Raw genomic sequence first — 13017 nt, forward strand, 5'->3', positions numbered from 1 at the left:
GCCGAGGTGGAGGAAGGAGAAGTCAGTTCGCGCCCGTCATGCGATCGGCCACCCCTTCGACGGGACCAAGCGCTCCCAGGAAGTCCTGGATCGCCGCGTGCGCGCCGTTCTCGTTGCCCTGTTCGGCCGAGACCAGCACCGCCACGCCGGCCTGGTTGCCGCCGAGCAGCTTGGTCCTGAGCGTCTCCAGCTTCACCCGCTTCTCGCTGCCGGTCAGCACCCCGCCGATCCGGTACCAGGTGACGACCTCGCGCTCGGTCCGGCCGGGCCCGGTCATCCGCAGCGCGGCGCCCTGCCGCACCGGGCCGAGATCCTCGATCTTCACCCATTTGTCGTTCTCGCGGATCGCGCCGATGCCGAAGCCGACCAGCTCGTGCCCTTCGTGCTGCGTCGCATAGACCGCCACCGCCAGGTCTACCGTGCGGCCGCTGTCGTCGGCATAGCGCTGGATCAGGAAATAATCGGCACCCGGATAATTGGGCGACCAGGGTGCCCGGGCGTTCGCGGGCACGCGGTGCCAGCCCGGCACCTCGAGCAGCGCGACCTGCGCCGGCAGTCTGGCCGCGCGCGCGTCGTTGAGGCTCGACCAGCCGAGGAACAGGCTCGCCACCGCCAGCACCAGCAGCCCCGCCACCGGTGCGTCGAGCCGCTGCGCCGGCACTGCCTGCAGCTTCGACGGATCGAACCAGCGCGCGTCGGGATCGCGGTCGAACCATTTCCAGCCGATCGCCAGCACAGCGGCCATCACCAGCCCGAAGAACACCCAGCCATAGACGATATGGTCGAAGCCCGTGGCGGCCTCGACCGAGGTCCACCAGGCCACATAGATCGTCCCGAAGGCGCGGATGCCGTTGGCGAGCACCGGCACGATCACCGCGGCGACGAGGAACGCCGCGCGCCGCCGCCACGCGACGTAGCAGACATTCGCCACCAGCACCCCGAACGCGACCATCGCGATGACGAACTTGGCGCCCGAGCAGGCTTCGGCCACTTCGAAATAGCCGTTCGAGGTGGTGATCAGCACGCCGTCGACGCTTGCCGGCACGCCAAAGGCGTGGAGCATCGGCATCACCATCGCGATCGTGATGTCCTGCAGCGGCCCTTCGAGAAAGTCGCCGAACGGCACCAGGAAGCCCATGTAGCAGAGCGGGAAGAGCAGCCCGCGCGCGAGGTTCGGCCCGAGCACGCTCACCACCGCGCCCTGGAGCATCAGCACGAGGCCGGCATGGCGGAACAGCGCGACGCCTGCGGCATCGCCGACCATCCAGCCCAGCCCGCCCGCAGCGACGAACGCGAGGCCGGGCCACCAGCCCTGCGGCGGCACCTGGCTCAGCTCGGCGCGGCGCTGCCACACCAGCCAGCCGATCACCGGTGCGATGAACAGGCAATGCCCGAAGGTGGTGTTGGTCCAGTAGATCGTCGCGAGGTCGAGCGTGTCGCGGTGGAAGATCGCGAGCAGCGCCAGCCAGACGGCGCCGAGGATCGCGGCATGGCGCTGCCAGCGGGCATCGAAGGTCGCCGTCGCGGGTGCGGTACCCGCTGCCGGGGCAGCGGCGACGGTCACGCCGCCCGCCGCGGCTTCTTCGGCACGTCGGTGACGCGCGCGACGCGCTCTTCCTTGGCGGGGCGCAGCGGCTGGCCGAGCACCGCGTCGAGCGGGCTCAGCCGGGCCTCCCAGCTGTAATGGTCCTTGACCCGCTGGCGGGCGGCGGCACCCAGCGCCGCGGCCTTGCGCGGATCGGAGAGCAGCCGCGTGACGTGCTCGGCGATCTCGCCCACCGTGGATCCGACCAGGATCGTGCCGTCATGGTCGATGCCGGTCGCGGCGGCCTGCGAGGCGACCACCGGCCGCGCCATCGCCATGCCCTCGAGCACCTTGTTCTGGATGCCGCGCGCGAGCTTGAGCGGGGCGACGACCACCGCCGCCTGGGCGAGCCAACCGCGCACATCGGGCACCTCGCCGATCACCGCGACGCCGGGATGCTTGGCGAGCGCCTTCACCGCGTCGGTCGGGTTGCGGCCGACGATCATGAAGCGGGCATCGGGATGGACGAGGCGGACATGCGGCAGGATCGTCTCGACGAACCAGGTCACGCCCTCGACGTTCGGGCGATAGTCCATCTGGCCGGTGAAGACGATCGTCGATCCCATCACGTCGACGCGCTTGAAGGTCGCGGCGGGATCGAAATACTCGGTGTCGATGCCGTTCTCGATCACATGGACGCGGTCGGCATGGGTGCGCTGGCGGAACAGCTCCGCCTCGGCCTCGCTGACGAACAGGTTCGCATCGGCGCGCGCCGCGATCGCCTTTTCGTGCGCGAGCAGCAGCCGGGCCTCGCGGCCGAGCATCCAGCCCATCGGCCCCTTCGAGCTCTTCGCATAGGCGGCGAACTTGGCCGAATCCATGTCGACAAAGTCCATGATCACCCTCTGCCGGGGACGCGCGGGCAGATACTGCGCCATCTGGCTCGAGAAGACGTAGATCGTGTCGATCCGGTGGCGCTCGAGGATGTTCTCGACGGCCTGGCGCAGCGCGTCGTTGTCGAACGCGGTGAGCGACACCGGCCGATGCTGGATCAGCGCCTGGATCCCGGCCAGCGCCTGCGACTTGGCGCGCCAGACGATCGAGCGGTTGCCTGTGTACTTGGTCAGCCCGCCCTTCTGCTTGAGGTCGGCGGGATCGTCGGCAAAGGCGATCAGGTGGACGCGCTTCTTGCCCGACAGATATTTCAGGATGTGGAAGCCGCGGATCTTGTCGCCTCGGTCGGGCGGATAGGGCACGCGGTGCGCCAGGAAGAGAATGTCGCCCATCAGCCAAGGCCCTTCGCGATCAGGGGACCCGCGCGATTGGCGATCCACAAGGGGAGCTTGCTCCAGACGCGCACCTGCAGCGAATATTTCGGACTCACCGGGCTCGCATCGCGCGGCTTGGCGCCCTCGGCGACCCGGTCGTAATAGGCCAGCGGACGGGGCTCGAAGCCCCAATTCTTCTTGAACGCCGCCGGGCCGGTGCCGACCTTCGAGCGGCCGAAGTCGAAGTGCTTGCAGCCGCGCTCGCGGGCGTGGCGCATCAGCTCGAAATACATGCGGTCATTGGCGCGCAGGCCCCGCGCCGCGCGCGTGCCGCCACCCCAATAGGGATAGACCGTTCCCTTCCAGTACAGGCTCAACACGCTCGACACAGCCACCCCGCCACGGCGGACTATAAGCACGTCCGCCGATTTGCCAAATTCCCGCAAAACCTCGGAAAAAAGACTCCGGGGAAATACCGGGGTGCCGAGGTTGCGGACCGATTCGGCATAGACCGCATAATGGGCGGCAACGTCATCTGGATGACAGCCGATCGAAATATCGAGCTCGGTCTCCAGCGCCTTGCGCACCTCGGCGCGCTGCTTGCGCGGGATGGCGAGGAGTTCGGCGTCGTCATCGGCAGCTAGCGGGCGCACGAAGCCGAGATAGCGCGTGTCGTCGACACTCCATTCGGGCCCCGGCAGCGGCCCGCCGCGCACTTCCATCACGCTGCACTTGCGCTGCTGCGCCAGCGCCCAGGCCGCCTCGTCGAGCTGCGAGACCAGGCGCGGATCATGCGTGAGGATCCCGCCGCCCACGCCGAACCCGGCCGATGCCATCACGTTGCCGAACAGCGGCGAGCGTATCTCGGTGAGCGGCATCACCCCGGCGAGGTCGCCCCGGGCATCCTCGGCGACGAGATAGTGGCTCTTCTGCCCGCAGCCGCGCGCCACGCCGACGCTCCAGGCGGGCAAGTGGAAGGGCGTGCCCTCGGGATGATCGTGGACGAACGCGCCGATCCGCGCCCGCTCGATCTCGTCGGCGAGATTGGCGACGCGCAGCGCAACGGGCTTGCCGAGCAGCGGCGCGTTCATGTGCGTTTCTCCGCCTTGAGCCGCGCCGTCTCGCGTGCCGCGATCTCGTCCATGCGCCCCCATTTGTGCCCTGCGATCAGCGTCTCGAGCTTGCCCGCCATCGCGCCCAACCGGCTGTAATGGCGGAGCTTCGACTTGAACGGCGCATCCTGCACGCGCGGCTGGCCCGGGTCGATCTCCCAGGGATGAAAATAGAAGATCGCGGGACGCGCCGCGCCATTGGCGGCGCGGACGGCGCGATAGGTCACTTCGCCGGGCAGCAGCCGGAAGAAACCGCCGCCGGTGGTGACCTCGCGGCCGAAGAAGCTCGCCAGCGTGATCGGGATCTCGATCAGCTCGGCACCCGGCACCGGCCAGAAGGCCCCGCGCGGCGCATCGTGCCAGCCATAATGGTCGTGGCGGACCGGCGCAACGCTCGAGGAATAGGCATAGCCCTCCTCCGCCAGCACCTCGTGCGCCCAGGGCGTGCGGCGATCGATCGAGAAGCTCGGCGCGCGGTAGCCGCGCACTTCCTGCCCGCTCGCATCCTCCAGCGCCCGCTTCGCGGTGGCGAGGTCGGCGCGGAACTGCTCAGGCCCCATGGTGAACACGCGCTGGTGGTCCCAGCCATGGCTCGCGACTTCGTGCCCTGCATCGGCGACGCGGCGGATCAGCGCGGGATAGCGCTCCGCCACCCAGCCGAGCGTGAAGAAGGTCGCCTTGACCCCGCCCGCGTCGAACAGCGCCAGCACCCTGTCGGTGTTCGCCTCGACCCGGTGCTCGAGCGAGTCCCAGTCGTCGCGCGCAATCGTGTTCTCGAAGGCGCCGACCTGGAACCAGTCCTCGACATCGACCGAGAGGGCGTTGACGACCATCCGGCTCAGGCCGCGTTTCCGCGCACTGCCGAGAGATCGGGGCGGCGGCCATTGCCTTCGCCCTGCTCGACCCAGTCGACCAGCAGCCCCAGCACGCGGCGCAGCGCCTCGTCCTGGTCGCGCACCTGCGCTTCGAGCTCGGTTATGCGCTGCTGCACCGGATCGCTGCCGGCGGCCGGCGCTTCGGGGCGCAGCGGCACCGGGCTCACGGGCTGCGGCGGCGGCACCGGCGCGCCCATCGCCATCGGCGCGATGTCGGTCAGCTCGAACGGCTCGGGTGCGGCCACCGGCGCAGGGGCCGGCGCCGGCACGGGGGCCGGGCGATAGGCGGAGACCGGAGTGTCGTCGTTCAGGTCTGCGATCACCGCGGCGAGCTCCTGCGCGCCGAACGTCTCCATCTCCTCGACCGCGCCGAACAGCAGCACGCGGCTGGCGAGCTGGTTGATGCGGCGGGGCGAGCCGCCCGACCAGCGATGGATCGCGGCAACCGCGTCGTTGGTGAAGCGCGGCTTGCCCCGCCAGCCGACGCACGACAGGCGATGGATCAGATAGGGTTCGACTTCGTCCGCCTGCATCGGCTCGAGGTGATGCATCGCGATCACGCGCTGGCGCAACTGCTCGAGCCGCGGATCGGACAAGGTGATGCGGAACTCGGGCTGACCGAGCAGGAAGATCTGGAGCAGCGGATAGCCGCCGGCCTGGAAGTTGGAGAGCATGCGCAGCTCCTCAAGGCTCTCGATCGGCAGCGACTGCGCCTCGTCGACCACGACGAGCGTGCGGCGGCCGGTGCGCGCGACGGTGTGCAGCCCGCGCTCGATCGCGCCAAGCATCTCGGCCTTGTTGAGGCTCGTGCTGTCGATCCCCAGCCCCTGGCAGACCAGCCGCAGCAGGTCCTCGGGGCGCAGCTGGGTCGAGACGATCTTGATGACGTTCAGCCGTTCGCGGTCGATCTCGCCGAGCAGATGGCCCATCAGCGTGGTCTTGCCCACGCCGGGATCGCCCGTGATCACGACAAAGCCCTCGCCCTGGCTCAGCCCATAGCCAAGATAGGCCATCGCCTTGCGGTGCGTGGCGGTGTCGAACCAGAATTTCGGATCGGGGGTCAGCTGGAAGGGCCGGCCGGTCAATCCGTAATGATCGTCGTACATGTGTCCGTCCAGACGCTTAGAAGCCGTAGCGCAGGCCGAGCAGCGCCTGGGCGCTGGCCGAGCTGTCGCCGTCGCGTTCGAACCCGAACACGCCCGCGGAGAGGGTCGCGTCCAGATGCCCGAACTGATGGGTATAGGCGGTATTCGCTCCCCAACCGTAAATGCCGCCATTGCCGGGGATATCGCTATCGTAATAGCTGCCGAGCAGGCTGCCCTGGAGCTGGCCGTTGGCGCCGACGCGGGTCGAGGCGAAGATATTGCCGTAGACGGTGGTGTCGCTGGTGCCGTTGGTGGTGAAGCCGGCGCCGCCGCTCGGCGCGATGAAGTCGCGCTTCGCCCAGCCGCCGCCGATGCCGAAATGCGTGCCGCCGCGGCCGGCGACCATCACGCCGGTCACGCCGCGGGCGCGATAGGCCGAGGTCGTGGCCGAGGCGAATACCGCGTTCATGCAGCCGCCCGTCGCCGCCCCGGTGGTGCCGTAGACGCAGCCCGAGAACTGGTTGCCGAACGGGTCGGTGGTGCTGGCAAGCGCGGTCGGCATCGTCGAGAGCTGGCCGTTCAGCTGCTGGCCGAAGGTCTCGACCGTGTCGTACACGCCGATCTGGATGCCGCTGCCCGGGGTCGGCTGATAGCTCAGCGACCCGGTATAGCTCATCGTGCCGTAGCGCCGGCCGACGCGCGCCTCGAAGAAGGTGCGGCGGCTGGGCTTCCAGATCACGCCGGCATCCCAGAACACGCCGTCCAGGTCATAGGCGATGCGGCGCGGCGAGTTGGGATCGGTCTTGAACCGCCCTGCCCCGTCGATCACCGGCTGGCCGCCGACGAGCAGCGCGTCGCGCTGGGTGATCTTGATCTGCTCATAGCCGACGCCGCCCGCGATCGCGAGGCCGCGCAGGATCGGCAGCACCACGTCGCCGCGGCCCCATTTGCCCTCGAAGCGCTGGTCGAGCTGGCCGGCGTCCTCGCGCGTGTACGACCCGCTGGCGGTGATGCCGACCGGCAGCACCGTGCCCGATTTCACGCCGACGCTGGCTGTCGCGACATGCACCTTGGAATCGTCGTAATAGTCAAGCCGCGGCTGGCCGGCAGCGACGCCGGTCTGCCCCGGAGCTTCCACCTTGGTGTAGCCGAACCGGTACGCACCGTTGACGAACATCGGCCCGAGATGCGTCGCCAGGTTCGGCCCGACATAGGCCGAGAAGACCTGCGCCGAGTTGCTGAAATTGCCGACATTGCTGGTTTGCACGTCGCCGCGCACGTCCGACCGGGTGCGCGTGGCGATGCCGCCCGCCTCGATGCTCAGCCCCGGCGCCACTACGGCCTTCACCGTGGCGAGGCCGCTATGCGTGTGATCGTTGTTGAGCTTGTTCTGGTAGTCGAAGCGGTGCTCGTAGCGATAGCTCACCTGCACCTCGACGCGGCGCGAATGCACCTCGGCGTCGATCCCCGCGCCCACGGTCGAATAGGTCAGCACGTCGCCGCCATTGAGGTCGGACGCGACCACCTGGCTCGCCTCGATATAGGGCGTGACTTCGACGCGCCGCTGCTGCGCATGCGCAGGCATCGCCACCCCCGTGGCAAGGCCCGCCAAGATGATCAGCCGCTTCACCGGCCTTCCTCCCCATATTCATAATAGCTGCCGAACCGCCGCCCGCCCGGCTGGAACGACACGGAATTGAGCACGAGCTGGATGTGCTCGCAGGCATCGAGCGTGTTGACCGCGGCGCGCAGGTCGCCCTCGCTGGTCTTGTCGGCGCGCACGACGAGCATCACCTGCCCGACGTGCAGCGCCAGCACCGAGGCGGGCGACGCCGCCAGCGCCGGCGGCGAATCGAAGATCACGATGCGGCGCGGATTGGCCGCGGCCAGCCCGTCGATCACCGCCCGCGCGCGGTCGCTCGCCAGCAGCTCGGTGTCGCTGTTCGAGCGCGCGCCGGCCGGCAGCACCGAAAGCTGCGGCACATCGGTATCGATGATGCAGTCCTCGACGTTCGACACCGAGCCGGCCAGCACGTCTAGCAGCCCCGGGCCGCTTGGCAGGCCGAGGCGCGGCAGCACGTCGGGCTTGGGGAAGTCGGCATCGACCAGCAGCACCTCGACGTCCTTCTCGGTCGCCATCGAGAGCGCGAGGTTGATCGCGCAGAAGGTCTTGCCCTCGCTCGGCTGGGCCGAGCAGACCAGGATCATGCGGGCGCGGTCGGCGGCCTTGGCGGTGTCCTTGGCGGCGACGGCGCGCGCGGTGAGCAGCAGCTGGCGCTTCACCATGCGGAATTCCTCCGCCAGCGGACCGATCGCGGCACCGGGCATCAGCATCCCGCCCTGCTCGAGTACCGCACGATCGAGCGGCGCCATCCGTCGGCCGGTCGGGCGCGCCGTGGCGATCTGGGGCTCGGGCTCCACGGGAACGCCGCGCGCGAGCACGGGCTCGACAGGAGCGACCATGGGCTCGGGCGCAGTCAGCGGCTCGGGTGCCGGCACGGGCGCAGGCGCTGTCTCAGGCTGCGCCACTGGCGCCTCCACGCGCTTCTGCGCCGGCTTCGCAACCGGCGCAGCCGGCGCAGCAGGTGCAGCAGGCGCATCCTCGATCGGCGCGGGGGCATAATGGAAGCTCGGCGCCGCGCGCTCGAGCAGCGATCCCTTGAAGCGGCGGGGCGTATGGTCGTTCATGTCAGGCCCCCATGCCGCGCTGGACGAACTCGACACCGAGCAGCCCCACATAGGCGCAGCCCAGCGCCGCCAGCCCGCCGGCGAACAGCGTCAGCTTCTTGCGCCGCATCGCCGTCTGCGCCGCGGTCACCACTTCGCCGATCGATCCGATCACGGTCATGCCGCTCGCCTTTTCCAGCTTGCCGGCGGTCGCGAAGGTCGTGGTCAGCTTGCCGAGCGCGAACGCCGCGGCCAGCCCCGCGCCAAGCCCGGCGATCAGCACGCCGGTCAGCAGCAGCGGACGGTTGGGCGAGGTGGGGCCACGCGGCTGCGTTGGCGGGTCGACCACGTTGAACTTGTCGGCATCAGCAACATTCTGCGCTTGGCTCGAGATCTTCATCTGCTCGCGCTGGGCGAGCAGCGTGTCATACTGGCTCTTGAGCACCTGGTATTGGCGCTCGATCTCGCCCTGCTCCGCGGCCACGCCCGGCGCTTCCGCCATCTTGGCCTGCAGCGTGTTGAGGTCGCCCTCGATCTGCGCCTTGCGCTGGACGAGCGCGGCGACGGTCGCCTGCTTGTCCGCCCGCATCGACTGGAGGCCGATATAGACCGGGTTGGAGGCGCCGCCCGCGGCACCGCTGATCACCGGCTCGCGCGCCGCAGCGCCCTGCGCCGCCGCCATCTGGTTCTTGAGCGCGATTACGTCGGGGTGGCTGTCGGTATAGCCCTTGGCCCGCGCATCGGCGAGCTGGCCCTGGATCGCCGCGAGCCGCGCGCGCGCCGGCCCGGCCATCGCGCCGCCGCCCGAGCCCGCGATGTTCGCCGGGGTGCCGGCCATCTGCGCATTGACCACGTTCAGGCCCGATTGCGCCGCGGCCAGGTCGCCCTGGATCTGCGCCAGCTGCGTCCGCGCCGCCGAGACGCGGTCGTCGATCGACCCGGTGCCCGGCAGCGAGCCGAGGAACTTCGCCTGGAAGTCCGCCCGCTTGCTGTCGGCGTCCTGGAGCTGCTTCTGCCGCTCGGCGAGCTGCTGGTCCATGAAGTCGAGCGACTGGCTCGACTGGTCGCGATTGTCGGAGAGGTTGGCCTCGACGAAGATGTCGATCAGCTTCTGCGCGATCTGGCGCGCCAGCTTGCCGCTCGGCGCGGTGACCGCGATCTCGAACAGATTGTCCTGCTGCGCGGTCAGCTTGATCGCCTTCTGCAGCCCGGCCACCCGGTCCGCCACGTCGCGGTCGGTCGAGACCGTGCGGGCGAGATCGGTGCCGCGCACCACCTTTTCCAGGTTCACCGCGCTGGTCAGCGTCTGGCGGATCCGGTCGAGGTCCTTCTGCTGGTTGAGCGCGGTCGTCCCGTCGGTCGGGATGATCTGGCGCAGCTGCACGAAGATGCGCGCGCGCGACTCATAGTTGTTCGGCATCTGCGACACGACCAGCCAGCCGGCCAGGCAGATGCACCACGCCACCGCCAGCGCCACCCAGCGCCGCTGCCAGATCGCGTGCAGTGCGCCGCGAAGTTCGTCGTAGAGGCTCCCCACCCGCGCTACCTCAGAACATGCTCGTAGGAATGATGATCACGTCGCCCGGCTCGAGCTTGACGTTCGCGGAGATGTCGCCGTTCTTGAGCAGGTCGCCCAGGCGCACCTTGTATTCGTGCTGCTTGCCGGTCGTCCGGTCGTAGCGCACCAGCCGCGCGCGGTTGCCCGAAGCGAACTCGCTGAGCCCGCCGACGGCGATCATCGCGTCGAGCACGGTCATGTTGGCGCGGTACGGGATCGATGCCGGCTTCTCGGTCGCGCCGACGACGCGGACCTGCTGGCTGTACGTCCCGTTGAAATTCTGCACGATCACCGAGACGATCGGGTCCTTGATATACTCGCCCAGCGCGTATTTCAGGTCGTCCGCGAGCATCGCCGGGGTCTTGCCCACCGCCGGCATGTCGCTGATCAGCGGCATCGTGATGCGGCCGTCGGGGCGCACCTGCACCGTCACCGACAGGTCCTTGTTGTTCCAGACGAAGATCTGCAGCGAATCCATCGGGCCGATGACATATTCCTCACTCGGCACTTCGCGCCCGGCCCCGGCCGCTGCCGCGGGCGGAAGCTCCGGACGGCCACCGCCGCCGCACCCCGAAAGCAGCGTCGCCGCCGTCCCGAGAGCCAGAAGTGTCTTGCCAAAGCCGATGAAACGCATGCCGAGCTCCTCTCCCCGCGGGCGGAAGCGCGGCCAACGTCTCGGCCACAACCCGCACAGGATCAGGGTCCGCTATGGGCTTGAGAGGTAAATATCGGGTTAGGGGTCGCGGGGGTTTCCCGGCTAGGCACTGGTCCCGCCGCGGGACGCATCCCCGGATCTGCGCCGTTCGCTTTCCAGAATGGCCACGACGCCATCACCTGGGCGATTTCACCATCCCCGCCAGGTGACATGCGGGCCAGGTAGCGCCTCGCGCAAGCGGGTCGCCTCCGAAGGGTCGCCCGTTCCCCCTCAGCGCACTCGCTCTACATTGGGCAGCACATAGCTGCCGTCCAGGATCGCCGGCCCCGGCACATAGGCGCGCAGCAACAGCGCGAACTGGTCGTCGGGCGCCGGCAGCCAGTTCGCCTTGCCCTCGGCATCCGCCGGCTCGGCATGCGACAGCACCAGCGTCAGCGACCCGTCCGCGCCGAACTCGAGCTCGTCCGCGTCCAGATTGACCGTGCCGATATTGTGGCGGCCATTGGGGCTGGTCGCGGTCATGAAATAGTCGCGGTCGTACATCGTCAGCGACCAGAAGCCGCCCTTCGCCGCGTCGACCGGCGGCAGCTGCTCCTTCTCGAAGCGCACCTTGTAGCGATAGCGCCCCTGGAGCAGCGCGCCCTCGGCATCGGTGCCGCGGATCAGATAGGTCGCCTCGTGATAGTCGTTGACGTAGATGTAGATCACCGCGGCGAGCGCCCTGCCATACCAGTCGCTGCCCCAGTCGCCGCCATTCTCCTGCCGCTGCCAGCCATTGCCGGCATCGACGCCGACCTGGTCGTAGCGCGCGCCCTCGTACAGCTCGGCATCGGCGGCGAGCGCGATCCGGTCGAGCAGCAGCTTCCACCCCAGGTCGCTCCTGCGCAGCCCGAGCAGCGTGCGCGCCTGCTCGGCCATCGCCGCATCGTTCGGCCCCACCCTGGGATTGGCGTCGAGCGCCTTTTCGAGGTCGTCCCAGAAGCTGTCGCCGCGCACCGGCCGGGTGCGCAGCAGGTCGGGATCCGCCGCCAGCATCTCCGCGGTCAGTCCCGGCGGATAGACCTTGTTGCGCGCGCTCGCCTTGCAATCGAACGCGCGCCGCCCCGGGGCGTCGGCGCTGAGCGGATAGGCGCCCATCTGGTCGAGCACCGCGCGCGCCGCCGCCTTGCCCTCTTCCGTGTGCGCCGCGAAGCTGCGCGCCATCGCCACGCCGATATTGGTCGGCGAGCGCAGCACCTCGACGAATTCCTCGGGCGCCACGCCCTGCCAGTCCGGCCCGACCCACAGATACTTGCCCGGCACGGTGCCCGAGGCGGAGCCGAGCTGGTGCACCACCGTGGTGAAGGCATCGACGATCTGGATCGTCCAGTAATGCCCGGCGGGCACATCGTCCGGCGTCTGGATCACCACCGGCTCCGCGCCCAGGTCGCCGAAGCAGGCGCCGTAGATCGTGTCGTTGTTGGGCGTCACCACGTGCCGCTGCGACGGCGGCAGATAGTCGTCGACATAGCCCATCCAGTTCTTGGGCGCGCCGGGGAACAGCCCCATCGCCATGCCCGGGCCATGCCCTTCCATCAGCGCCCAGGTGCTGCTCCGCCCGAAGGTGTTCACCAGCGGATGCCCCCACATATAGACCACCCGCGCCAGCGCCTCGACATAGCGCGCGCTGGCGATGCTCGCGGGCACCCCGCCGCCATTGGCGAGCGCGGGATTGGCGGGGGTGAACTGGCGCACGCGATACGGCGCCCTGGCGCGCGGCGGTGACATGTCGGCCATGAGGGCGTCTCCCGGGGGTGATTGCGGGCGGAGCCTATCGGGCGCGGGCGGGCGCCAGCATCGGGGGGAACCCGGAAAGGGGGTTGGGGAAGACGGTAGGGCCAACGCATCGAAAAATCCCGATGCTTCTTGACGCGCGCGAAACCCATCGACTATTTACGATGCATGGAAACCGAAGCCGCGCTCACGATCCTCTCGGCCCTCGCGCACCCGACCCGGCTGTCCACCTTCAAGTTGCTCGTCCGCCACGCGCCGACCGGGCTATCGACTGGGCAGCTCGTCGAAGCGAGCGGCTTGGGCCAAAGCACCTTCTCGACCCATTTGGCGGTCCTCGCCAAGGCGGGGCTGGTATCCTCCGAGAAACAGGGGCGCCAGCAGATCCAGCGCGCCAGCATCGACACGTTGCGCGCGCTGATGACCTTCCTCGCCAGGGATTGCTGCCTTGGCCGCGCGGAGCTGTGCGAGCCACTTCTCGCCGACCTGTCCTGCTGCTGAG

Annotated in this window: 11 protein-coding genes; 1 reads left to right on the plus strand and 10 read right to left on the minus strand. The window is 69.1% G+C overall.

The annotated features are described in order from the left end of the window. Positions 1–22: 22 nt before the first annotated feature. The 10 genes from xrtA to ABLE38_RS01130 form a co-directional block, all read right to left on the minus strand. The gene (gene xrtA, locus ABLE38_RS01085) at positions 23–1564 is read right to left on the minus strand and encodes an exosortase A (RefSeq protein ID WP_348972324.1); all 1542 of its coding nucleotides are present in this window, start codon (positions 1562–1564) and stop codon (positions 23–25) included. After that, positions 1561–2811 (minus strand): TIGR03087 family PEP-CTERM/XrtA system glycosyltransferase, encoded by a 1251-nt coding sequence (locus ABLE38_RS01090; RefSeq protein WP_348972325.1) that lies wholly within the window; start codon positions 2809–2811, stop codon positions 1561–1563. The genes xrtA and ABLE38_RS01090 overlap by 4 nt, the downstream gene beginning before the upstream one ends. Continuing rightward, positions 2811–3884, minus strand: a complete 1074-nt coding sequence (locus ABLE38_RS01095; RefSeq protein WP_348972326.1) for a FemAB family XrtA/PEP-CTERM system-associated protein — start codon at positions 3882–3884, stop codon at positions 2811–2813. The genes ABLE38_RS01090 and ABLE38_RS01095 overlap by 1 nt, the downstream gene beginning before the upstream one ends. Next, the gene (locus ABLE38_RS01100) at positions 3881–4738 is read right to left on the minus strand and encodes an XrtA system polysaccharide deacetylase (RefSeq protein ID WP_348972327.1); all 858 of its coding nucleotides are present in this window, start codon (positions 4736–4738) and stop codon (positions 3881–3883) included. Before ABLE38_RS01100 ends, ABLE38_RS01095 begins: the two co-directional genes overlap by 4 nt. Positions 4739–4743: 5 nt before the next feature. Next, positions 4744–5886 carry an AAA family ATPase gene (locus ABLE38_RS01105; RefSeq protein WP_348972328.1) on the minus strand — a complete coding sequence of 381 codons (1143 nt, stop codon included), beginning with the start codon at positions 5884–5886 and terminating at the stop codon, positions 4744–4746. A 16-nt stretch (positions 5887–5902) separates the two neighbouring features. Beyond that, entirely contained in the window at positions 5903–7495 is a 1593-nt protein-coding gene (locus ABLE38_RS01110) for a hypothetical protein (protein WP_348972329.1), read from the minus strand. Next, positions 7492–8553 (minus strand): AAA family ATPase, encoded by a 1062-nt coding sequence (locus ABLE38_RS01115; RefSeq protein WP_348972330.1) that lies wholly within the window; start codon positions 8551–8553, stop codon positions 7492–7494. The genes ABLE38_RS01110 and ABLE38_RS01115 overlap by 4 nt, the downstream gene beginning before the upstream one ends. Before the next feature lies 1 nt (position 8554). Then, a complete protein-coding gene (locus ABLE38_RS01120) occupies positions 8555–10069 on the minus strand; it encodes an XrtA system polysaccharide chain length determinant (protein WP_348972331.1) in 1515 nt (504 codons plus the stop codon). 10 nt (positions 10070–10079) lie between these two features. Continuing rightward, a complete protein-coding gene (locus ABLE38_RS01125) occupies positions 10080–10724 on the minus strand; it encodes an XrtA/PEP-CTERM system exopolysaccharide export protein (protein ID WP_348972332.1) in 645 nt (214 codons plus the stop codon). 291 nt (positions 10725–11015) lie between these two features. After that, positions 11016–12521, minus strand: coding sequence for a DUF1254 domain-containing protein (locus tag ABLE38_RS01130; protein ID WP_348972333.1), 1506 nt, complete (start codon positions 12519–12521; stop codon positions 11016–11018). Positions 12522–12686: 165 nt separating this feature from the next. Here ABLE38_RS01130 and ABLE38_RS01135 point away from each other — a divergent pair, with 165 nt between their 5' ends. Next, a complete protein-coding gene (locus ABLE38_RS01135; RefSeq protein ID WP_348972334.1) occupies positions 12687–13016 on the plus strand; it encodes a metalloregulator ArsR/SmtB family transcription factor in 330 nt (109 codons plus the stop codon). Position 13017 lies beyond the last annotated feature (1 nt).

The organism is Sphingomonas sp. KR3-1, from assembly GCF_040049295.1.
Classification (GTDB): Bacteria; Pseudomonadota; Alphaproteobacteria; order Sphingomonadales; family Sphingomonadaceae; genus Sphingomonas.